Below are 23,850 nucleotides of genomic sequence, written 5' to 3'. Positions count from 1 at the left end.
AGCCCCGTGATAAATTAGAACCGCAAGAGCATTTTCCGACTTGCCATCAGCCGGCTGCAGTTTGCTGCCGACAACATCCAAGAACCGCTCTTCAGCCCGTTTCATGGAGAATTTTCGATTCATGAGCAAGAACTTGGCGTGTGTCCTCCAATTGGGACTGAGGATTGCGGTTGTTGCTTTTCCCGGCGTGGCCGCTGCTACCACGTACGTCGCTCCAATTACCGGCGTCTCGGCGCACGATGGTCCAGGCGGTGCGGGGAACTACGTTCCCGCCTATTCGATTCACTCCTCCAACGGCGCTTTGCACTACGTCTTGTCGGACGCCGACCTCGTACAGGTGGCGACTTCGTTGCCTATCGACGTATCCGGCTTGAATCTGTCGTCGACCGGCGGCTCGTCGCCGGTCGTCTTGGACGTTGGGAATGGAACAGGCAGACTCAGCGTGTCCTCGGTTCGAGGCGCAACAGGCGTCTGGGGCGTTGCCACCGGCATGAGCGTCGACGACGGAGGCGCGCTGACAGTAAACGGCAGCAGTTCGGTTTATGCCCAATCGGACGATGCCGTTCCGACCAGCGCATCCCTCGGCGTCCGCGTCCACTCCGGCTCGGCCACCTTTCAGGGGGATGCGCAGATCACGACCTACACCCCGGGTTACTCGCAAGGAATCTGGGTGTATCAAGGCATCGTCAATTTCAACGGCGCGGCCACCATCCTTGCTCAGGCGCGAGGAGAGTCCACCAGCGGGGTCTACAATTCCGGTGGTGGAATCAGTCACATCAACTTCAATCGGGGCGCGACGATCTCGGCGCTGGCCATTCATCCGAGCGATAACGTTCATGGCATCTACAACGACAACCAAAACAGCGCCATTGCGGTCACAGGGTCATTGGATATAAACGCGGTCTCTCAGGGCTCAACGGCGTTCGGCGTGCGCAATCAAGGCGTCCTGAACGTCAGCGGAAACACTCATGTCACGACATCGGGACCCCGCTCGACCTTCGGCATCGCCAACACGCACCGGACGGCGCGCGTAAACCTCCTCGGGGACACGGATATCACCGTCAGCAATGGAACGAATTACGTGCCGTTCGGAAACCCGACCGCGATCGCCAATAACTACCCCGGCACGTCGGTGATGCGCTTCGGTGGCGCCGTAAGGGCAACGATAACAGCGACGACCGAAACGTATGCCGTGGACAACGCCAGTACCCTGCAAATCCCATCGCTCGTCGGCACCACACGGCTTGGCGCGACCACCTCGTGCAGTGGGTGCAACGTGTATGGAATCCGGAATCAGGGCGGAACCGTCGAAATCGCCGGCGGTCTGGTCATCACAACCCAGGTGACCCCGCCAGGCAATGCCTACGCCATCTGGAACGTTGCGGCCGGTGGACAGAGCGGCACGATTCTGGTCAACGAGGCGGGTGGACAATCCGTTCAACTCGATGGCGACATCGTCACCGGGGCGCTGTTGGGAGAAACGGGTACTGCGTCCACGCGCGTTTTCCTCGCAACGCCCTCCTCTTTCCTTCTGGGAAATGTCTTGGGATATGCGGGAGCGAACGGCTACTACCACGCAGGGACCAACGAACTGCACGTCGGTGCCGCTGCGAGTTGGGAGGTGGTCGGCACGGGCTTGGCGGATTTTGGCAGCGGAAGCTTGACGGTCGACGGGCGCGGCGTCATCGATTCCTCCCGTTTGCTGACAGGCGGCGTGACGATAGACGGCACCGAGGAAACAGGCGCTGTCGTCACCCTTGCTGATCAGGCCGTCTTGCGCCTCTACAGCGACGTGAGCGGCTCCACAGCCGGAAGCATCCGCTTCGGTAGCGGCATTCAGTCGTTTTTGTCCGAGGGCACGTTACGAATTGCGATCGGACACGATCCCGTGTTCGACCGTGGAACGCTGAGCGACTCGAATACTGCGGTTTTCTACCCCGCCATCCCACGAATCACCGTTATCGATGCGGCAAAGGCCGCCGCGGGTACCGGCCAATTTGCTGCGGTCGACGGGCTGACCCTGTCTCTGCCCGTGGACATTGCCGGGGTAGCCAGGATGGCGCTCGTTCGACCGGTCGTCGAACGCTCGGAGGACAAGCACCAAGTTCTTCTCTCCGGAATATGGGTCCAAGTTTTACCGATCGACACCATCTTTCGAGCAGGATTCGATTCCTGAAGGCTGGTGATGCCCGTATTGGACCGCTTGGGGACGCTGCTGAGTTCTACCCATCCATGCCCTGTGGAAACTCCGTGTCCAGCCGCGCCGTCAGCCCCCCGAACGCCTTGATGGCATCCATGCTGGCGGCCGTATTGGATCGGAACACGCACTGGTAAAACCCTCAAGAAGGAATTCGATCGACGAGAGGCGCACGAGCCAGCCCGCCGGCGATGGCGTCGCGGAGAGTATCGTCGGCTCCGATGCGGTGGAACGCGAACCATCTGCGGAATTAAAAACTCCCGGTGGGAGCGATCTTACGCAGAGAGCATCTGTATCCCGCGTTCCAGTTTCAAGCCGACGGTTCGCTCCATGCATGGCGCAAATCTTGATGTACTTGCCTCGGAGCAAATACGGATGGGCGGCGAGGTTCCGGTTTTTTCAACCTAAAGGGAAGTTAGTTGGAGCGCGGCCCGCGGATCTGCGGAGCACAGACCCGCAGACTGTAGTGCGCGCGGCGGAAAGGGGTTTCGTTACACACGACGACGTGTTTTGACTGCAACGGACGATCACAAGCGATTCGTAGAAAATCCGACTGTGGTTTTCAATATGCTGAATTCATTTAGAATTTCCAGTTTTCGGAAAATGCGTGACGCGATATGCCCGGAACGTCAGGGCAATTCATGTCAAAAGGTGAGCGTTTACGACACGAATTGCCTGAATTCTGTGACACTTAATGCTGGTGTGACCAAATCGGCAGGCTGTATTTTGCGATGCAATAGACCGCACGGAGGCCATCCTTCCAGCCAATTTTCTTGCCGTCCGCATAGTTGCGGCCGCAATAAGATATGCCGATTTCCTCGATACGACAGCCTGCTCTGGCGACTTTGGCGGTGACTTCCGGCTCGAAGCCGAAACGGTCCTCCTCGATCTGGATGGCCTGGATGATCTCGCGACGGAACACTTTGTAACAGGTCTCCATATCCGTGAGATGCAGACCTGTGAAAAGGTTCGACAGGCGCGTGAGCACCCTGTTGCCGAGCCGTTGGCGGAGCAGCATGCGCGGCGGCTGCGCACCCTTGAAGCGCGATCCAAATACGACGTCAGCACGATCGCTCAGAATGGGCTCCACCAGCCGCGAATATTCGTTCGGATCGTATTCGAGATCGGCGTCCTGGATGATCACGATGTCTCCGGTCGCGGCGCGGATGCCGGTGCGCAGAGCGGCGCCCTTGCCTTGGTTGACGTCGTGATAATGGATCTGCTGTACCAGCGGCGCAATTTCCGTTTTCAGGATCGCGCACGTGCCGTCGCTCGAACAGTCGTCGACGATGATGATTTCCTTCGGTGCATAGGGCGACGCACGCACCGCGTCGACGAGCGCGCGGATGGTTCTTTCCTCGTTGTAACAAGGAATCACCACGGACAGTTTCATCATTTCATTTTCCTGGCGACATTCGAAGCACTGGGCGATTCTACTTGCGAGGCGAGCCCGCATATCAGCATTCGAGCCGCCTTGCGCTTGGGGGAGCGCGCGTATCACGCCTGTCCGATCACGATCGCGAGCCCGATGAGGGCGAACAGCCATCGATACCGCTGTTGCATCCAGACAGCGGTTTCAAAACTCAGACCACGCCGCAACGCCTGCGCGGCGCACGCCAGGTGCAGCAGCCAAACAACGACGCTCCAAAGCAGCACCCGCGGCAGCATGCCGAGGGCTGCCAAACCGATGAGCATCGCATAGGCTGCCGTGAACACAAACAGGCTGGCGAGGAACGCGGGGCGGCGGCCGAACACCACGGCGTTCGTGCGTATCCCGTTGAGCAGGTCGCCATCGTAGTCACGCACTTCCTGATTGAGATGGCCCGCGGCAAATACGAGGCCGAAAAAGAGGCCGATGCACAGACCGTTCGGATCGAGCGCTTGTGCCAAGGTGTAGCCGAGCAGGAAGTGCAGCATGCCGCCGACCAGATGATTGACCGATGCCGCGATCGGCGTGCTCTTGCCGAAAACCGGCGAAGCCGAGTACAGCAAGCCGAGTGCGGCGATCGCGGCGCCGAGCAGCAACGCCGGTAGGCCGACGGCAGCGAACGCGATGGTCGCGAGGACGAGCAGGACAATGGCGGCGCTCAAGACCTCGCGCCTGCTGATGCCTTGGCGACTGAAAACGTGCGGCGCACGCAGCGGATCGCGAAGATCGCCCGCGTAGCCGGCCCAATCGTTGAAGATGAAAATGTGCGCCGTGAGCGCGCAGCTGCCGAGCAGCAGCAAGCCGAGCGGGACAACGCCACGGCGTTCGATACTGTAGCCGCCGAGGAAAATGCCGAGCATCGGCGATGCCTGCAGGGCGAGCACCTCCAATGCGCGAGTGGAGACAAAGTGGCGCACGATGCGCACGTAGTTTCGTGCGTTTGCGGTCATGGTTGGCGATGCGGTTCGGCGTCGATGCCGACGACCTCGTAGAGTCGCAACCACAGCGCATAGCCGACATCCTCCGACCAGTAAAACCGACGCACGGTCGCGCTCAAGTCATTGTGATACAGCAGCGGTGGTGAGCGGCGAATCAGCGCGAAGTCGTCGACGCCGAGTTGCGCCAACACGCGGCGAGCCTCCTGCCGCGCCTCTGCGTCGTTGGGTAATGCCGTGGACTCGACGAGCCAGCGCGCCGCCTCGCTCCAAATCTCCTGTCCCTCGGCGGGAAGCGCCAATCGCTCGACTGGCAGCGCCAGCGTACAGCCGAGTTGTTGCAGCTCGGCTACGCGCAGATACGGAATAAGCGCAGACTTCGCGTAATAGACCCAGATATCTTCGTCGTGAAACGAACGTTGCAAAGCGCCACAAAGCGCGCGTGCCGATGGCGGATCAAGCACGCGCAGTATCAGATAGACGTGCATCTGGATAGCGATGTCGGTCGGGTTCGGATCACTGCCAGGATCGATGCACTGGTAGTTTTTTCGCGCGGCGAGCCAGGTGCGATAGAAGCCCCGTGCATCCTTGTAGCGGGCGAGGGTTTCCAGCATGCGTTGTTGCCTCGGGTCGTCGACGCCGCGCCCGGCGATCCGCCACACTAAGGCGGTATCGTCGGAATCAGGCGTGATGGCGCATCCGAGCGTGCCGATCGTCGGTCCGTCCGGCAGCCCGTGATAACGCACTAATCCATTGTCTTCGATCTGCGCCGCGAGATGCGTGCGTGCTCGCTGCAACGCAGTGTCGACGTTTTGTCGGCGCGCAATTGGCGCGAGCAGGTCCACCAGCGTCGACGTCACGAACGTATTCATCTCCGGCTGCGACGCTTCGTAACGCGGGGCGGTGGTGTGCGAGGTAAGCCAGGCGCCGTACGCCGTCTGATGTTCGCGCAGCACCAACGCGGCGCGTGCGGCCATCGCATCCAGCTCTGATGTTGACGGCTGCTGCGCTGGTTCCGCGACGGTTTTTGCCGGGGCTTGTGGATGAACGATCACGTGCTGCTCGCGGACAATGCGGAAGTCGCTACGCGGTTCGATACGAACGGCGAGCTGCAGGACGCGCTCGCCTGACGCAACACCCCACAGGCTGGCGGAGATTCGCCAGCCTGTGGGCGCGCTGGTGTGCATAGCTTTGTCGACGTCTGGACGCGGCAGAAATTCCGCCGTCGACCCAATGATGAGACCATCTACCAGCAGCAAAATCTGCGCGGGCGATCGTCCGCAGGCCAGTGCCCAGCCTTCGAGCACTGCACCGGATTCCAACTCGGGTCGCATGTCGGCAGAGGGACGTAAACTCTGTCCGATGAGATCGATCGAGCCCATGGCGTCGCAAAGGAGCTCGCCGCGTGCAGGCGGATGACGCAGCTCGGTGACGAACGGAATATTGCCGGGATCCCATGCGCCGCGCATCGATGCGGGGTCTCCGGCGTAGATGAGTTCGTCGCTTGTCTTCGTGTACCAAAAGGCCCCTACCGTCTGCACACCGACCGATGCCACCATCGCCAACACGAGCAGGCCGCGCGCAATGGGCCGCATGATTAGCGGGGCCGGAGCGAGCATCCACATCAGGATTGGCAACAGATCGGTCAGCCAACGTGGCCCCCACGATGTGCCGGCGCGCCAGTCTCCCTGCGCATAGAGCACAAGCTGGGCGATGACCGCCAGACCGAGCGCCACGACCAGCACTCTCGATTCGGATGAGCGCAATCGTTGGCTAAGCCCTATTGGAGCGAAGACCAAGAATGGCGAAAAAACGAGCAGCCCGCGCGCCGGGCTGACCAACAATCCGGCCAACCCTGACCAATCGTTCTGGAAGAAATTATCAGGCGGCTTCACCAGGCCGTATCCCCCGGCGAGATGGCCCATAAAGTTCAGGTTGTAAACCAGCATGGCCGCGAGAGGCACGACACCGCCAGCGATCAGCCACGCCGCGTCGCGCCAGCGTCGGCAAACGATGAAAAGTCCGAGGGCCATGGCAATCAGCGCGTCCGGCGGACGATTTGCCGTCATGAGAACGCACAAGGCACCAAGCAGCGTCAAACGCATGAAGGTCGCGGGGCCGAGGACGAGTAGAATGGCGGCGGCAACCAGCAACTCGCCCGTTCCATGCTGCCAAAGCGCCTGGCTCGAAATCATCCAGGTATTGGTGCCGAAGGCGAACACGAGAGCAAGCGGCAGACTCCACCGATTGCCCTCGCGACGCAGCGTGAGATACACGAGGACGCTTGCCGCCGCGGCAAGAATCGAGGCCGCGAGTTTCTCCATCCACTCCGCAATGCGGTCGACTTGCGACTGTTCCCAGCCATGGGCGTTGAGCCACAAGACCGCGGGAACATAGAGCGGCGCCACGAGCAACGGCGTCACCAAGGGGTAGAAGGAAGCTAGCTGGTGCTCTCGCGTGCGAACCAGCCAATACGTCGGCGGTTCGAAGTAGACAGCTTTGCCATCAGCGTTCGCTGGCCGATACCGTTTGAAGTCCGTCGGGTGCCCCTGCGCAAGCAGGTCTGTGTGGGCGCTGAGTTCGAGCGAACCGTCGTGCCAAAGAATCAGCGGCAGATATCGGGCGGCTAACGTGTCCCCGGCGCCGATCTGGCGCAGGTTCGCGTTGTAGACCAACAGGCAGGCCAACGCGAGAAGGAACGGCGCCGCCAGCGAGCGCAGGCGTGATTGACGCGAATGGGGCGCGGTGGTCGTGGCGCCCGACACCCGCCCTGCGCTATCGCGATTGACCTCGATCCCGTCGGTCATCTGGCCGACAAGTGCGGACGGCGCGGCGCCGTCAACGAGGTGCATATTGCTGCCAACATCAGTACCCCGCAAAACCGGGATGGCTGCGCGCTATTTGGCGCGCGGTTCGGCACGTGGCGTAGAAACTTGGGGGCGACGAGGTGAGACGCATGGCGCACGAGCTTAGCAGATCGACAGGGTGCTGCGGCCTTGCTATCTTCGTCGATTAAGCGCGATACGGAAACGATCTTTCGATGCGGCCGACTGGGCACAGAACACTGGTGACGGGCGGTGCAGGCTTTCTTGGATCGCACCTGTGCGATGCGCTGATCCAGCGCGGTGACTCAGTGCTTTGCGTGGACAATTTCCATACCGGCACGCGCAATAACATCGCGCCGCTGTTGGCGCATCCGCGCTTCGAGCTGCTGCATCACGATGTCACGCTACCGCTCGATATCGAGGTCGACCGCATCTTCAATCTTGCTTGTCCCGCATCGCCAGTTCACTACCAGCACGATCCGGTGCAGACGACAAGAACCTGCGTGCATGGTGCGATGAACATGCTCGCTCTCGCCGAGCGCCAGCGCGCTCGCATCCTGCAGGCGTCGACCAGCGAAGTCTACGGTGACCCTGAAATTCATCCGCAGCCCGAAAGCTACTGGGGTCGGGTCAACCCGATAGGAATGCGCAGCTGTTACAACGAAGGCAAGCGTTGCGCCGAAACATTGTTTTTCGACTACCGCCGGCAATACGATCTCGACATCAAGGTCGTGCGGATCTTCAACACGTACGGTCCGCGCATGTATATCGACGACGGCCGCGTCGTCAGTAATTTCATCGTCCAGGCGTTACGCGGCGAGGATGTCACGCTCTACGGCGACGGCAGCCAGACGCGCTCGTTTTGTTACGTCGACGATTTGATCGAGGCGATGCTGGCCACGATGGAGACGCCGCCCGAATTCACCGGCCCGGTCAACATCGGCAATCCCGCTGAATTGAGCATGCTCGAACTCGCCGAACTCGTATTGCGGCTCTGCGGCAGCAAATCCCGGATCGTCCATTGTCCACTGCCGCCGGATGATCCGAAGCTGCGCCAACCCGACATCAGTCTGGCCATACAAGTGCTGGGTTGGCAACCCAAAGTGTCACTCGACGAGGGGCTCACGAAAACGATTGCCTATTTTCGGGCGCAGTTGAACGCATGATGGCGAAGGAAAGAACAGCAATCATTGTTGCTGGCATGCATCGCAGCGGTACGTCGGTGGCGACGCGCATCATCAATCTCCTCGGTGCCGAGCTCGCTGGCGATCTGATTCCTGCCGGCATCGGCAACGAGCGCGGTCATTGGGAATCCAGCACGCTGCAGAGCTTGCACAACCGCTTGCTGGCCGAACTTGAATCCGACATTTATTCGCCCGTGAACATCGCACCCGACTGGTTCGGCAGCGCAGCGGCTCAGGCATGGATCGGTCGCATGCAGGAGCTGCTCGAAGTCGACTACCCGACGTCGACCTTCTTCGTGCTGAAGGATCCGCGCATGACGCTGGTTCTTCCGCTGTGGTTGGAGGCTATGCGCAAGTCGTCGATCGTGCCGCGATTCGTGCTTCCGTTCAGGCATCCCGATGCTGTTGCGGCATCACTGGAACTGCGCGAAAGGCGACTCGACAGCGGCAACGCATTGCCGCATGCGCAAGGTGTCGCGGTGTGGCTTCGCTATGTTCTGGCCGCAGAAAAATTTAGCCGCGGCTACGCACGCTCTTTTGTGGCATTCGACGATGTACTTGCCGATTGGCGTGTGCAGTTTGCGCGTATCGGTCGGCAGCTTGGAATCGAGTGGCCGCAGTGGCAACGCGCACAAAAACAGATCGACGACTTTCTGGAAGGCGATGGCCGAGTTCACGAAATAGAAAGTTCCGTGAATGGCGGCGGCGAAATCAGCCGCGAGGTCTACGCGAGCATGCAGCGTGCGGTTCTCGATCCAGATGTGGTTTACCCGCTATTCAACGGCGCCGCGAATACCATCGCAACCGCCGAGGCGCTACTCAGCGCATACGTCGTCGCCAGAGAACACGTATTCGGCGATTTACGCCGCCAAGCAGATGCAGCCTCACGGCAATACGCCATCGAACGCGCGGACATGCATCGCCGCTTCGAAACCGAACTCGATGCAAGAGATGTCCGCGTCACGGACGCAACCAAGCACGCCCGACGATTGGAGGAAACCATCGGGATGCTGGAGCGGGAGCGCAGCAATGCCGTCGAGTGCGCAAAATCGCTGGAGCAGGACCGCGACCGCGCCGTCGAACACGCCAGATCGCTGCAACTGAGCCGAGATGAAGCGGTCGAGTACGCGCGGTCGCTTGAGCAAGCGCGGAACGAGGTAGCACCGCCGGAGGAATCGGAGTCGCCTGCGCGCAACGAGATCCCGGTATTTTTCACGATCGCTTCGCGCAATTATCTGGCGTACGCGTTGACATTGATGCAGTCGATCGCGGTTCAGTATCCCAATGCGCTGAGATACCTGATTCTTGCAGACCGCGATGCAGCCGACCCTACTCTGGTCGGCGCGCCGTTCACCACGATCTTGACCGAAGCGCTCGCCCTTCCCGATTTTGAGGCGTTTGCGTTTCGCTACACCATCATGGAATTCAATACCGCGATCAAGCCGTACGCATTCGCTCACCTGCGTCGATTGCATCCCGGCGCCGGCATCATCTACCTTGATCCGGACATTCTCGTCATCGCGCCGCTCACCGAAGTCGAAGCCGCGTTGGCGCAAGGCACGCTGGTCGTGCTGACGCCGCATCTGCTCGAACCGATCGATGACGATCGCCATCCTGGCGAGCGCGAAATCCTGGCGAGCGGCACCTACAACTGCGGATTCGTCGCGATCGGCGCTCACGCCGAGGCGGATCGTCTGATCACTTGGTGGGCGAATCGACTCGAATTCGGCGCGTTCAGTGACATAACTGCCGGCCTGTTCACCGATCAGAAGTGGATTGACTTGGTACCCGGCTTGTTTGCGGACGTCCACATTCTGCGCGACCAAGGTTACAACCTCGCCTACTGGAATTTGTCGCAACGCCCGGTGTCGCGGCGAGAGCTTGCTTGGTACGCGGACGAGCAGCCGCTGGCATTCGTCCATTTCAGTGGCGTCGATCTCGATCATCCGGCGCAATTCTCCAAGCATCAGAATCGCCATACGCAAGCGACCCTCGGCGAACTGGAGCCGTTGTACGCGGACTACCTCAGTCGCCTGACCGCAAATGGCCATGCCGAACACCGCGCCAAACCGTACGCTTTCGGCAGTTTTGCCGACGGCGAACCGATCTGTGAACCCGTACGCGCTGTATACCGGCGCTATTTCGACAAAGGGGCGGCGCAGCCGCAACGCCACCCCTTCTTGATGGACCGCAGCTTGTACGATCTGCTGTGCGATGAGCTGCCCGAGTGCGCCGACGCACCGATAACGCGCGTGATGTATGCCACCTGGAAAATGCGCGTGGACGTGCAGCACGCGTTCGATCTGAATGAGGCAGAAGGTCGCGACGGATTCATGCGCTGGTTTGTCAGCACCGCCGGTCCGGAGATGGGCATTCCGCAGCGCCATCTCGATCCGGTGCACCGTGCGTTGACAGAACATCAGGAGGATGACGCGCCGGATCCCAAGCCATCGATATCGCTCCCTGAGCCTGAGCCGATGCCGGTGCCGGTGCGCGGCACGGGCTCCGTACTCTTGGACCTGATCAATTGGAGCTGCCGCTTTCGCCTTGCGCTGCGTCTGTACGCGATGATCCCGGAAAGGGCGCGGCATTGGGTTCGCCATTGGCTGGAGCGCATCGCGGGATCGACCACGACAGTCGCTCCGACATTAAGCTCGCAAATCCAGTCGGGCATCAATCTGGTCGGTTACGCGCACGGCGAATTTGGCGTCGCCGAGATCCTGCGCAGGTATGCGCACGCGCTGCACGATGGTGGCGTGCCGTTCGTCGTGCGCAACTTCGACATTGGCGTCCCAAGCCGCGAGAGCGATCGCAGCATGCAGCGTTTCCTGTCGGAGGAATGCCGCTACGAAGTGAATCTGTTCTGCATCAACGCCGACCAGATGCCGGTGGCGCGCGAGCAAATGGGCGATGCGGTGTTTGCCGGGCGCTACAACATCGGCTGCTGGTTTTGGGAATTGGAAAAATTCCCCGAGGAGTGGCACGGCGCGATCGATCTGGTCGACGAGATATGGGTGACGTCGCCGTTCGTGCGCGACGCAATCGCCGCGTGCACGCCCAAGCCCGTGCACATTGTCCCGGTTGCGCTCGAGGTGAATTTGTCCAGGAGCTATTCGCGCGGCGAATTCGGATTGGCTGAGGGCGCCTTTGTTTGCCTTTTCAGCTTCGACTTCAACTCCTACACGACGCGAAAAAACGCGGAAGGTGCCATCGCCGCATTCCGCCGCGCCTTCGCCGATGGTCGCCGCGACGTGCGTCTGCTGATCAAGACCATCAATGGTGAGCGGCACGCTGATGCGTTGCGGGAGCTAACTGACGCTGCCGCAGGCGACGATCGCATCGAGGTGCGTGATGGATTTCTCGATCGTATCGAAATGTGGGGGCTGCAAGCCTGCTGCGATTGTTATATCTCGCTACACCGCTCCGAAGGTTTGGGTTTGGGTATGGCGGAATGCATGTTGTTCGGCAAACCCGTCGTCGCGACCGCATATTCCGGCAACCTCGCATTCATGGATGCGGACAACAGTTGCCTCGTCGGTTACTCTCTGGTCCCCGTGGAAGAAGGCGACTATCCAGCCTGGCAGGGCCAGCACTGGGCCGAGCCGGACATTGATCAGGCGGCAGGCTATCTCAAAAGGTTAGCCGACGACCCGGCATATGCGCGACAGATCGGCGAAAAAGCAAAAGCAAGCGTGCGCCAGCGCTTTTCAGCCGCGTCGAGTCTTGCCGCGATAACTGCCCGGCTCGTGGAAATCAACTCGCGATCAATCTGAAAACGGAGATCTGCGCGGATCGATATGTACTGGCCCACCGAGCATTAAACTGCGTGTTTATTCGAGCGCCAACAATCAATAGGAATCCTGTGAAACGCGCACTCATTTCTGGAATCACCGGCCAAGACGGCGCGTATCTGGCGGAGTTTTTACTCGGCAAAGGCTACGAAGTGCATGGCATCAAACGGCATGCATCGTCTTTTAATACCGATCACATTGATCATCTGCACCAAGATCCCCGTGATTCGGCGCGCAGCTTTTTTCTGCATTACGGCGACCTCACCGACGCCACCAACCTCATCCGCATCGTGCAGCAAGTGCAACCGGATGAAATCTATAATCTCGGCGCGCAGAGTCATGTGCAGGTCTCGTTCGAGACGCCGGAATATACCGCCAATACCGATGCCATCGGCACGTTGCGACTGCTTGAGGCAATCCGCATTCTTGGCCTGCAGGACAAGACGCGTTTTTATCAGGCCTCGACATCGGAGCTGTACGGCAAGGCGCAGCAAACGCCTCAAACTGAAACCACACCGTTCTATCCACGCTCGCCGTATGGCGTGGCCAAGCTGTATGCGTACTGGATCACCGTGAATTATCGCGAAGCGCACGGCTTGTACGCATGCAACGGCATCATGTTCAATCACGAATCACCGTTACGCGGCGAAACATTTGTCACGCGCAAAATCACTCGTGGTCTGGCGCGTATTCATCTGGGGCAGCAGGATTGTCTGTATCTGGGCAACCTCGATGCTCGCCGTGACTGGGGGCATGCGCGCGATTTTGTCGAGGCGCAATGGCTGATGCTGCAACAGAATGAGCCCGAAGATTACGTCATCGCCACTGGCGTGCAGCATTCGGTGCGCGATTTCGTCAGTTGCGCGGCGAATGAAATCGGCATCAGCATCGATTGGGTCGGCAGCGGTGCAGAGGAACACGGTGTGGTTGCCGCGGCACCGGCTGAGTCTGCGGTGCGCCCGGGACAACGCATCGTCAGCATCGACTCACGCTACATGCGTCCGGCCGAAGTCGAAACCCTGCTCGGTGATTCAAGCAAGGCACGCCGAAAACTCGGATGGTTTCCACGCACGGATTTCGATGCGCTGGTGCGCGAAATGATGCAGGCCGATTTGAATATCGCCCAGCGCAACGAACTGATAAGCAATGCCGGATTCCGCTCGCTCAATCGTAACGAATAGTTCGTAAGTAAAAACCGATTCCTCGTAGCATGGATGCGCATATCAAAGATGAGGCGAGGTCGAGTGATGTCTGCTCAGAACCGTCGCCACTGGACGCAGTTTTCCTCAAGTTGGCGACGGATTCCACTACGCGCCGATAACGTCCGATCGTGCCGGGTTCCAGCAAAACCATGGTGCTGCGCTTCCTAGCTGCGTGCAGGCTCGCTATAATCAGCAGTCTTTGTGTGGAATGGCCGATCCTGGCCCCGATGCGACAGTCAAGGTGCCTCCGTGAGCAACCCCGTTAACAAGACCGACCTGCAATTCCTCAAGCATTTCTCGATGATCATCGGCTTTCTTGTGCTGGTCACTGCCGCATTGATGGCAGTGGCGGCGTACCTCTACACCTTGCATCCGCCGCCGCAGAATCCGCTGCACGCGCAACAGGTGGAATCGCGTATCACGCCGATCGGCGATGCATATGCTGGCGATACCGGCCGTGCCGCGAAACTCGCCGCCGAGCAAGCCGCGCAGAAAGCCGCTGCCGCACAAGTGGCCTACGGCGGCACCACCGATGGCAAGACCATCTTCGGCAACCTGTGCCACAGCTGTCACGAAACCGGCGTCGCCGGCGCACCGATGCTGACCGACAAGGCCAACTGGGCGCCACGTGTGGCGCAGGGTCTGGATACCTTGGTATCGCATGCGATCAACGGCTACAACGGCAAGGCCGGCGCGATGCCGGCGCGCGGCGGCAATCCGTCGTTGAACGATGCGCAGGTGAAAGCCACGGTTGAGTGGATGTTGACCCAGGTCAAATAACACGCTCAGCCGCGATCTGAAGCACGATCCGCAACTGCGCCGCCTTCGGGCGGCGCAGTCGTTTCAGGACTTCGGAATCGCTGCTTCGAGTTGCAGCAGACGCACTCGTTCGCCCGCGGCGAACTGCATCAGGATCGGAAAAAACGCGGCGAACAATTCGCTCAGTGGCGCCGCGAGAGCAAACAGCGGCGCGGCACTTTCAGCCAGCGGATTGGCATGTTTCAAGCGATGCCCGATGCCGCACAGCACATCGACGATCACCTGCGGATCGGCATACGCGGCAAGGCCGTCATGCGCGCCGATGTAACGTATGAAGCGCTGCATCGGCAATGGCATTTGCTGCTGTGACTCGCGTAACAGCGACATCATGCGTGTCGAAAATGGCGCCAGCGGCTGATCGCTGTAACGCGAAAAATCGCGCGCCAGCAGATGATCGAAATACACATCCAGCAGGATGCCGGCATAACGTCGCTGCGGCGGCACGAACAACGCGCGTGCTTCAACCAGCAGCGCATGCGCATCGGTAAACGTATCGATATGCCGATGCAGAATCACACCTGCACGCAGGCCAGGCGGCCACGCCGGATCCGGCGCGCCGCGCCAGAAATCGCCGAGCACGCCACCAAGTTGTAGCTGCGGATCGGAGCCGGCCAGTAACGTGTGTGCGAGATAATTCATGTTCGCAGTCGGGAGCGGTGCGCGGAAAGTGTCGGCCCGGTTATTATGCGCGGTCTGATGAATATCGAATCGAACCCGTCCACTATGGATTTTCCCGCCACCGCCAGCACCTTGCTGCTGCCCGGCCCTGCCGGTCTGATCGAAATCGCTACCGCCATGCCGCCGCCGGATGTCGCGCGCGCGGGCACGGCGCTGATCTGCCATCCGCATCCGCTGCAAGGCGGCACGATGCAGAACAAGGTGGTGACGACGCTGGAAAAAGCTCTGCGCGAACTCGGGCTGGCAACGGTGCGATTCAATTTTCGCGGCGTCGGTGCATCCACCGGTGAGTTCGACGATGGCATCGGCGAAAGCGATGACGTGCGTGCGATCGCTGCGTGGATTCGTCAGGTGCATGCGGGCGATACGCTGTGGCTTGCGGGGTTTTCGTTCGGCAGTTTTGTTGCGCTGCGCACGGCGGCGGCACTTGATGTCGCCCAGTTGATCACCGTGGCGCCACCGGCCGGGCGCTGGGATTTCGCGGCGATCACGCTGCCGGATTGTCCGTGGCTGGTGATCCAGGGCGAGCAGGACGAAGTGGTCGATCCGAACGCGGTGTTCACGTGGCTGGCATCGCTGCCATCGCCGCCGACTTTGGTGCGCATGGCCGAGACCGGACATTTTTTCCATCACCGCCTGCTCGATCTGCGCGCCGCGATCCAGCAAGGCGCGCACGCACCACTGCCGCCGCTGCGTGCTGCCGGCACAGCCGTTTAGCCATCCAGACATGAGTTTGCATCCGGCAGTAAAAACTTCGCCAGCATCCGCCGATTCAAGCGATGCACCGAGCGCGGTCTATCAACGCGGCGTGGAAGAAAAACGCTGGGATGACGATCCGGCGCAGCGCGAAATCCTCGCGCATTTCGATCGCCTTCAACAGGAGCTAATCGCACGCAGCCAAACCGGTTGGCTGCAGAAACTCGGCGCACGTTTTGGCCGCAGCGCATCGGTGCGCGGATTGTATCTGTGGGGCAGCGTCGGGCGCGGCAAAACTTTCCTCATGGATCTGTTCTACGACAGCGTGCCGGGCGAGCAAAAACTGCGCCTGCATTTCCATCGTTTCATGGCGCGCGTGCACGATGAATTGCGCCAGCTCGAAGGCCGTCAGGATCCGCTCAAGGATGTCGCCGCGCATTTTGCAGAGCAGGCGCGGCTGTTGTGTCTCGACGAATTTTTCGTCAGCGATATTGCCGATGCGATGATCCTCGGCGGCCTGCTGCGATATCTGTTTGCTGAGGGCGTGACCGTGGTCACGACTTCGAATATTTTGCCGGCACAGCTGTACAAGGAAGGATTGCAGCGCGAGCGTTTTCTACCAGCGATAAAGTTGATCGAGCAGAATTGCGAAGTCGTGCAGACCCTCTCGCCGAACGATTATCGGCTGCGCGTGCTGAATCAGGCGCGCGTGTATTACACGCCGCTGAGTGCGGATGTCGAACGCGCGATGGCGTTGTGTTTCGCGCGGCTCGCCAGCGGCGCGCGCAAGGCCGATCACGAGATCACGATTCACGATCGCAGCATTCCGATCCGGCAACTTGCCGACGGCGTGATCTGGTTCGAATTCGATGCGCTGTGTGACGGCCCGCGTTCCGTCGCCGACTATATCGAGATCGCGCGCAGTTACCACAGCGTGCTGATTTCCGGCGTGCCGCAATTCACACCGATGACTGAAAACCAGGCGCGTCGTTTTGTCGATCTCGTCGACGAATTTTACGACCGCAACGTCAAGCTGATTTTGTCCGCCAGCGTGGCCGTGATCGACCTCTACGAAGGCCAGCGCCTGCGCGCCGAATTTGCGAGAACCGAAAGCCGCCTGATCGAAATGCAGTCGCAGGACTACCTCGCACGCGAACACCGCGCATAAATGTCAAAGTCGTGATTGTTGTGATCACAATCTTGTCGCGGGTGCCTCGCCAGCGGACTCCGCAATAATCCACTCCAGCCGCAAGAATGGCGCCTCGACCTTGCTCGATGCGGACTTTCAGAACTGACCGAACACCATCCTCATGAACGAAAAAATAAATTCGCGCCCGGACAAAGACTTCCATACCGAACACAATATCTTGCGTTGACCGAAGCTTGCGATGGGTCTATCTTGCGTTCGTCGGTGTTCGGGCTTGCTCGAACTGAAATGGGAATCCGGTGCGATACCGGAGCTGCCCCGCAGCGGTAAACGGAAACGAAACTCGTCATTGGCACTGGTCCTCCGCGGCTGGGAAGCGATGAGCAGTAGGTGGATCGGCGCACGCCGGTTCGAGTCCGCAAGCCCGAAGACCTGCCGACGCCCGCGCCCACGCACCCGGCGCGGTTTCGGCCCGAAACTTCCGCGGGGAAGTGGCCGCTGACTGCCACGCTCCCTGAAGAGTGGCGCTTAGCCGTTTTCTCCGCAGCAGTGAACAACGCCCGAGGGGGCGTGGGCTACGACGTGGCGTGTACGCTGCGTTGCCCTTCATGGCGTCCGCGCGCGGGAGCGGCGCCACGTGCATCCAAACCAGAGGATGAGCACATGTCGACGACCGAAATTTTTTCCGCAGCGATCACACCCACGGCCACTACCACCGAATCCGCCATGCCCGCAGCGGCGGCTAGCGCGAGCAACGCGCAGGTACAAACCTTACTCAGCGAAAACGCCACGCCGCATGTGTCGGCGCCTGGCAATATTTCCGTGACTGCGAATCACGGCAGCGCCGCATCGAATAATGATGGCTTCGCGCTGACGCCGCCGCACTCGCCCACCACGATGCGCGTGACCAAACGCAACGGTCGCGAGGAACCGGTCGATCTGAACAAGATCGTGCGCGCGGTGACGCGGTGCTGCGAAGGCCTGAACGATGTCGATCCGATGCGCGTGGCGCTGAAGACGATCTCGGGTTTGTACGATCACGCCAGCACGCGCGAGCTCGATCAACTATCGATCCGCACCGCCGCCGAATTGACGATGGAAGAACCCGAATACGCCAAGCTCGCCGCACGCCTGCTCGGTGGTTACATCGACAAGGAAGTTGCCGGGCAGGAAATTCACTCGTTCTCGCAATCGGTCAGCAGCGGCCATCGCCTGGGTTTGATCGGCGAACGCCTGCTCGGTTTCGTGCAGACCCACGCACGCAAACTCAACGATGCGATCGACGTGCGCGAAACACGCCGCTTCGAATATTTCGGCCTGCGCACGGTGTACGACCGTTACCTGCTGAAGCATCCGGCACAGCGCACGGTGATCGAAACGCCGCAGTATTTTTTCATGCGCATCGCGTGTGCGCTGTCCGAAACCGTGACTGATGCGCTGGAGCTTTATCGGCTGTTCGCCGCGCTCGATTATCTGCCGAGCTCGCCGACCTTATTCAACGCCGGCACCACACACGAACAGTTGTCATCGTGTTTCCTGCTCGACTCGCCGGAAGATTCGCTGGAAGCGATTTACAAGCGTTATGGCGATGTCGCGATGTTGTCGAAATTTTCCGGCGGCATCGGTCTCGCGTACTCACGCATTCGCAGCCGCGGCGCGTTGATCCGCTCGACCAACGGCCACTCCAACGGCATCGTGCCGTGGCTGAAGACGCTCGATGCATCAGTCGCGGCAGTCAATCAGGGCGGCAAGCGCAAGGGCGCGTGCTGCGTCTATCTGGAAACCTGGCACGCCGATGTCGAGGAGTTTCTTGAGCTGCGCGACAACACTGGCGACGACGCGCAGCGCACGCATAATTTGAACCTCGCCAACTGGGTGCCGGATTTGTTCATGGCGAGAGTCGAGCGAGATGAAGAATGGTCGCTGTTCGATCCGCACGACGTGCCGCAATTGGTCGATTTGTGGGGCGACGATTTCGAGCGCGCGTACATCGCCGCCGAAAACGCCGGCCTCGCGCGCAAGCGCATCAAGGCGCGCGAACTTTACTCGCGCATGATGCGCAGTCTCGCCCAGACCGGCAACGGCTGGATGACGTTCAAGGACAAATCGAACCGCGCCTGCAATCAGACTGCACTGCCCGGCAACGTGGTGCATCTGTCGAACCTGTGCACGGAAATTCTCGAAGTCAGTTCGACCGGCGAAACCGCGGTGTGCAATCTCGGCTCGATCAATATTGCGCAGCACATCAACGACGGCGCATTCGATTTCGCCAAGCTCGCGCAGACCGTGCGCGTGGCAGTGCGTCAGCTCGATCGGGTGATCGATCTGAACTTTTATCCGATCGATAGCGCGCGCGTATCGAACCTGCGCTGGCGTCCGGTCGGACTCGGCCTGATGGGTTTGCAGGACGTGTTTTTCCTGCTGCGCCTACCGTTCGATAGCGAGGCGGCGCGCCAGCTTTCGGCACAGATTCAGGAAGAAATTTATTTCCACGCATTGACCACGTCGTGCGAACTCGCCGAATCGCTCAGTGCACATCCGTCGTTCGCCGATACGCGTGCGGCGCGCGGCGAATTGCAGTTCGATGCGTGGCATATCGTACCCGCAAATACGGGGCGTTGGCAGGCGCTGCGCGAACGCATCCAGACATCGGGCTTGCGTAATTCGCTGTTATTGGCGATCGCACCGACCGCGACGATTGCCTCGATCGCTGGTTGCTACGAATGCATCGAGCCGCAGGTGTCCAACCTGTTCAAGCGCGAGACGTTGTCGGGCGATTTCCTGCAGGTGAATCGCTATCTGGTCGATGAATTGAAGCGTCTCGGTTTGTGGACCGAAACCGTGCGCAACGGTATCAAACTCGCCGAAGGTTCGATCCAGTCGCTGCTGCAAATCCCCGAGCCGCTGCGGCTGATTTATCGCACGAGCTGGGAGTTGCCGATGCGGGCGCTGATCGACATGGCGGCGGATCGCGGCGCGTATCTCGACCAGAGCCAGTCGCTGAATTTGTTCATGGAAAATCCGAACATCGGCGTGCTGTCCTCGATGTACATGTATGCGTGGAAACGCGGCCTGAAAACCACGTATTACCTGCGCTCGCGACCGGCCACGCGCATCGCCAAGACCACAGTCAGCGAAGCGCCGAGTGCGCAGGCGGCGATGGCCGCGGTGGTGTGCTCGCTGGAAAATCCCGAGTCGTGCGAGGCCTGCCAATAATCATGTCCGCCCAACTGCCAATGTCCTCAAAACCGCCCGGGCGCTTGCTCGATCCCGGTCTCAATCTCACGCTGCGACCGATGGCGTATCCGGCGTTCTACGAAATGTATCGCGCCGCGATCAAGAATACCTGGACCGTGGAGGAGGTCGATTTCGCGCCCGACGTCAACGACCTGCGCAACAAGATGACAGCGGCCGAACGGCATCTGATCGAACGTCTCGTCGCGTTTTTCGCAACCGGCGATTCGATCGTCTCGAACAACCTCGTGCTCAATTTGTACAAACACATCAACTCGCCCGAGGCGCGCATGTATTTGTCGCGCCAGTTGTTCGAGGAAGCGCTGCATGTACAGTTTTATCTGACCTTGCTCGATACTTATGTGCCCGATCCGACCCAGCGCGCGCGCGCTTTCGATGCGATCGAACATATCCCGTCGATTCGGCGCAAGGCCGAATTCTGCATGCGCTGGATCGATTCGATTCAGACGCTGGATCGGCTTGATACGCGTGCGCAACGCCAGCAGTTTCTGCTCAACCTGATCTGTTTCGCGTGTTGCATCGAAGGTCTGTTTTTTTTCGCCGCGTTCGCCTACGTGTATTTTTTGCGCTCGCGCGGATTGCTGCACGGGCTCGCATCCGGCACCAACTGGGTGTTCCGCGACGAGTCCGCGCACATGGCGTTTGCGTTCGAGGTGATCCATATCGTGCGCAGCGAGGAACCCGATTTGTTCGATGCCGAGATGCAGGCAGAGGTGCTGGCGATGATGCAGGATGCGGTCGACTGCGAAACCCAGTTCGCCGACGATGTGCTCGGCGGCGGCGTGGCCGGATTATCGCGGCAGGACATGCGCGCCTATCTCGAATTCGTGGCCGACCAGCGCCTGCACATGCTCGGCATGCCGAAGTTTTATGGTACACGCAATCCGCTCGGTTTCATGGAGCTGCAGGATGTGCAGGAACTGACCAACTTCTTTGAGCGGCGCGTCTCGGCGTATCAGGTCGGCGTGGTTGGCGAAGTGGTTTTCGATGCCAGTTTCTGAGGCGGCTGTGCTCACCGAAGTGCGTCTGCTCGAAATGGTTTTCCCCGATCAGACCAATCATTACGGCACGTTGTTCGGCGGTCACGCACTCGCGCTGATGGACAAGGCGGCGTTCATCGCCGCCTCGCGTTATTCGCGCCGCACGGTGGTCACGGCGCGTTCGGAGCAGATCGATTTTCGCAGCCCGGTGCGGCAAGGTCAGCTCATCGAATTGATCGGAGGTGTCGTCGCCACCGGACGCAGCTCGATGACGGTCGCGGTCGATCTGTACGCCGAAGATCTGCTCTCGGGCGAGCGCCAGCTGTGCACGCGCGGACACTTCGTCATGATCGCGCTCGATGCCAATCACAAGCCGGTCGCGGTGCCGCTGCTTGCAACCGTTGTGGCTGGTGATGATGCGATGGAGTCTCGTTCGATGGAAGCGGATCACTAGGTAGAAAGCACGAATTGCCGCGGCGCATACGACAGGATTAACTTCGACCATTGAGGTTCGCGGATTTGCACCAAGGTTCTGGATGACCCGATCATTTAGCCAAATCTCAACTGGAAATCCCACCATGTCCAAGCCCATCAACGCCGCCGAAGCCGGCCAGTTCAAGATCGGCGGCGATCTCGCCGTAAATCGCCTCGGCTACGGTGCCATGCGCATCACCGGCAAAGGTATCTGGGGCGCGCCGGCCAATCCCGCCGCCGCGCTCGCGACCTTGCGCCGATTGCCCGAACTCGGTGTCGACTTCATCGATACCGCGGACAGTTATGGCCCGAATGTCAGCGAGGACTTGATCCGCAACGCGTTGCATCCATACCAGAATCTGCTGATCGCGACCAAGGGCGGATTGACGCGCCACGGCCCGGATATCTGGCTGCCGCTGGGACGCCCGGAATATCTGCGCCAGTGCGTGTTGATGAGCCTGCGCCGGCTCGGTGTCGAGCGCATCGATCTGTGGCAATTGCATCGTATCGATCCCGCCGTGTCGCGCGAAGACCAGTTTGGCGTGATCGCCGACATGCGCAAGGAAGGTCTGATTCGACATGCCGGTCTGAGCGAAGTAGGTATCGACGATATCGACGCAGCGCAAAAATATTTCCCGGTCGCGACGGTGCAGAACCGCTACAACCTGGTTGATCGCCAGAGCGAAAAAGTGTTGGATTATTGCGATGCGCACGGTATCGGTTTTATCCCGTGGTTTCCGCTCGCAGCCGGCGCATTGGTCGGCCCCGGTTCCGCGCTCGGCGATATCGCCGCACGACTGAACGCGACTCCCGGTCAGGTCGCGCTGGCCTGGTTGCTCAAGCGTTCAAAAGTGATGCTGCCGATTCCCGGCACAAGCAGCGTTGCGCATCTTGAAGAGAACATTGCTGCGGCGAGTTTGGTGTTGAGCGATGCGGATTTCACACTGCTGAATCAGCACGGCCAGTCGGCGTAATCGCACTCTGACACGCAGCAGAATATTCCGACGGATGTCATGAGCCAATCACGCATCCGCAACCCATCCGAGGAAAACCCCATGAGCTCGAATCCATCACCCACCGCCCTCATCGTCGGCGCCTCGCGCGGACTGGGTTTGACGATGGCCGAAGAATACGCCAAGCGCGGCTGGCACGTGATCGCCACCGTGCGCGGCACCGGCAAAACCGCCTTGCATGAACTCGCGCAGCGCAGCGAGGGCCGGATCGAAATCGAATCGGTCGATATCGCCAATGCCGACGAAATCACGTCGCTGCGACAACGTCTGCAATCGCGCAAGTTTGACTTGCTGTTTGTGAACGCGGGCGTGGCCAACGATCCCGAAGAAACTGCCGGCGCGGTTTCGACCGACGAATTCGTGCGCGTGATGGTGACGAATGCGCTGTCACCGATGCGTGTGATCGAACAATTCGAATCGCTCGTGAGCAGCACCGGCACGATCGGCGTGATGTCATCGGGGCTCGGCAGTGTTGCGGATAACGAATCCGGCGGCTGGGACGTGTATCGCGGCAGCAAGGCGGCGCTGAACACGATGATGCGCAGTTTCGCTGCGCGCCAAGCCGGCAATTCGCGCCCGCTGGTGATCATCGCGCCGGGCTGGGTGCGCACCGACATGGGCGGGCCGAACGCCGCGCTCGACGTGCACGAAAGCATCCGTGGCGTAGTCGACACCATCACCAGCTGCGCCGGAAAACCCGGGCTGCGTTATCTGGATTATCGCGGCCACACGATACGCTGGTAAGCTTCTCTCGCCCATGCGCCAGGCAATTCACCGCATGAGCGATTCGAGAATTATACTGTCGCAAACCGGCGCTCGTTCATCGCGAACGAGCTGACCGTGATTTTGCCTCAACCGCCGAACGCGGAATCCAGCATGCACAACGCGAGCGCGTCGTCGCATCGCACTCGTGCTGAAGTTTTCGGCTCGGCATGGTTTTGTGACGAGGCTCCTGTATCAGACACTTTTTGCACAACCACTGCCTGCGGCCTTGTACACTGAGGATCTACGGTAGGCGGCGAAGACGGTCCTATTACACGTTGTGAATGATCAACTTTCAGTTGATTCCGAGTCATTTTCGTCTTCCTCGTTTTGCATGCTCAAGACGTTTTCATCTGAGTCATTTGTTTCCCTGTACTTTCAAGTACGAGAAAACCCAACAAAACGCGACATTTGGGAACTGAAATTTTTACTCGATAAGTGATATGACGCCTTTGTAGCGGTT

Annotated in this window: 16 protein-coding genes and 1 riboswitch; of the genes, 12 read left to right on the top strand and 4 right to left on the bottom strand. The window is 60.0% G+C overall.

What is annotated here, in order from left to right:
* The first annotated feature begins 121 nt into the window (after positions 1-121).
* The gene (locus ELE36_RS19225) at positions 122-2,176 is read left to right on the top strand and encodes a hypothetical protein (protein ID WP_129836189.1); all 2,055 of its coding nucleotides are present in this window, start codon (positions 122-124) and stop codon (positions 2,174-2,176) included.
* A 712-nt stretch (positions 2,177-2,888) separates the two neighbouring features.
* Here ELE36_RS19225 and ELE36_RS19220 read toward each other — a convergent pair.
* The 3 genes from ELE36_RS19220 to ELE36_RS19210 form a co-directional block, all read right to left on the bottom strand.
* Positions 2,889-3,593 carry a glycosyltransferase family 2 protein gene (locus ELE36_RS19220; protein WP_207215822.1) on the bottom strand — a complete coding sequence of 235 codons (705 nt, stop codon included), beginning with the start codon at positions 3,591-3,593 and terminating at the stop codon, positions 2,889-2,891.
* A 101-nt stretch (positions 3,594-3,694) separates the two neighbouring features.
* Positions 3,695-4,576 (bottom strand): UbiA family prenyltransferase, encoded by an 882-nt coding sequence (locus ELE36_RS19215; RefSeq protein WP_129836188.1) that lies wholly within the window; start codon positions 4,574-4,576, stop codon positions 3,695-3,697.
* Entirely contained in the window at positions 4,573-7,413 is a 2,841-nt protein-coding gene (locus ELE36_RS19210) for a hypothetical protein (RefSeq protein ID WP_129836186.1), read from the bottom strand. The genes ELE36_RS19215 and ELE36_RS19210 overlap by 4 nt, the downstream gene beginning before the upstream one ends.
* A gap of 188 nt (positions 7,414-7,601) precedes the next feature.
* On the opposite strand from ELE36_RS19210, the gene ELE36_RS19205 reads away from it, so the two are divergent.
* The 4 genes from ELE36_RS19205 to ELE36_RS19190 all read left to right on the top strand — a co-directional run bounded on the left by ELE36_RS19205 (position 7,602) and on the right by ELE36_RS19190 (position 14,343).
* The gene (locus tag ELE36_RS19205) at positions 7,602-8,552 is read left to right on the top strand and encodes a UDP-glucuronic acid decarboxylase family protein (RefSeq protein WP_129836184.1); all 951 of its coding nucleotides are present in this window, start codon (positions 7,602-7,604) and stop codon (positions 8,550-8,552) included.
* Positions 8,552-12,343 carry a glycosyltransferase gene (locus ELE36_RS19200; RefSeq protein WP_165371700.1) on the top strand — a complete coding sequence of 1,264 codons (3,792 nt, stop codon included), beginning with the start codon at positions 8,552-8,554 and terminating at the stop codon, positions 12,341-12,343. Before ELE36_RS19205 ends, ELE36_RS19200 begins: the two co-directional genes overlap by 1 nt.
* A gap of 89 nt (positions 12,344-12,432) precedes the next feature.
* Positions 12,433-13,542: a GDP-mannose 4,6-dehydratase gene (gene gmd, locus ELE36_RS19195; RefSeq protein WP_129836180.1), complete on the top strand. Its 1,110-nt coding sequence runs from the start codon at positions 12,433-12,435 to the stop codon at positions 13,540-13,542.
* Positions 13,543-13,812: 270 nt separating this feature from the next.
* Positions 13,813-14,343, top strand: a complete 531-nt coding sequence (locus ELE36_RS19190; protein WP_129836178.1) for a c-type cytochrome — start codon at positions 13,813-13,815, stop codon at positions 14,341-14,343.
* Positions 14,344-14,406: 63 nt separating this feature from the next.
* On the opposite strand, the gene ELE36_RS19185 is transcribed toward ELE36_RS19190, so the two are convergent.
* Positions 14,407-15,021 (bottom strand): acyl carrier protein phosphodiesterase, encoded by a 615-nt coding sequence (locus ELE36_RS19185; RefSeq protein ID WP_129836176.1) that lies wholly within the window; start codon positions 15,019-15,021, stop codon positions 14,407-14,409.
* Between the two features lie 57 nt (positions 15,022-15,078).
* On the opposite strand from ELE36_RS19185, the gene ELE36_RS19180 reads away from it, so the two are divergent.
* The 7 genes from ELE36_RS19180 (at position 15,079) to ELE36_RS19150 (ending at position 23,369) form a co-directional block, all read left to right on the top strand.
* Positions 15,079-15,777 carry an alpha/beta hydrolase gene (locus tag ELE36_RS19180; RefSeq protein ID WP_129836174.1) on the top strand — a complete coding sequence of 233 codons (699 nt, stop codon included), beginning with the start codon at positions 15,079-15,081 and terminating at the stop codon, positions 15,775-15,777.
* 10 nt (positions 15,778-15,787) lie between these two features.
* Positions 15,788-16,924, top strand: coding sequence for a cell division protein ZapE (gene zapE / locus ELE36_RS19175; RefSeq protein ID WP_129836172.1), 1,137 nt, complete (start codon positions 15,788-15,790; stop codon positions 16,922-16,924).
* Between the two features lie 224 nt (positions 16,925-17,148).
* A riboswitch (cobalamin riboswitch) is annotated at positions 17,149-17,357 on the top strand.
* 209 nt (positions 17,358-17,566) lie between these two features.
* Complete coding sequence (locus ELE36_RS19170; RefSeq protein ID WP_242512310.1) at positions 17,567-20,119, top strand: ribonucleoside-diphosphate reductase subunit alpha; 2,553 nt, start codon at positions 17,567-17,569, stop codon at positions 20,117-20,119.
* 2 nt (positions 20,120-20,121) lie between these two features.
* On the top strand, positions 20,122-21,159 hold the full coding sequence (locus ELE36_RS19165; protein WP_425480885.1) for a ribonucleotide-diphosphate reductase subunit beta: 1,038 nt from the start codon (positions 20,122-20,124) through the stop codon (positions 21,157-21,159).
* The gene (locus tag ELE36_RS19160; protein WP_129836170.1) at positions 21,146-21,592 is read left to right on the top strand and encodes an acyl-CoA thioesterase; all 447 of its coding nucleotides are present in this window, start codon (positions 21,146-21,148) and stop codon (positions 21,590-21,592) included. Before ELE36_RS19165 ends, ELE36_RS19160 begins: the two co-directional genes overlap by 14 nt.
* A gap of 124 nt (positions 21,593-21,716) precedes the next feature.
* Positions 21,717-22,586, top strand: coding sequence for an aldo/keto reductase (locus tag ELE36_RS19155; RefSeq protein WP_129836168.1), 870 nt, complete (start codon positions 21,717-21,719; stop codon positions 22,584-22,586).
* A gap of 81 nt (positions 22,587-22,667) precedes the next feature.
* The gene (locus tag ELE36_RS19150; RefSeq protein ID WP_129836166.1) at positions 22,668-23,369 is read left to right on the top strand and encodes an SDR family NAD(P)-dependent oxidoreductase; all 702 of its coding nucleotides are present in this window, start codon (positions 22,668-22,670) and stop codon (positions 23,367-23,369) included.
* The last annotated feature ends 481 nt before the right edge of the window (positions 23,370-23,850 follow it).

It is taken from the genome of Pseudolysobacter antarcticus, from assembly GCF_004168365.1.
GTDB lineage: Bacteria > Pseudomonadota > Gammaproteobacteria > Xanthomonadales > Rhodanobacteraceae > Pseudolysobacter > Pseudolysobacter antarcticus.
Note: the sequence above shows the minus strand (reverse complement) of the source record. Positions and strands in the feature narration are given on the sequence as shown.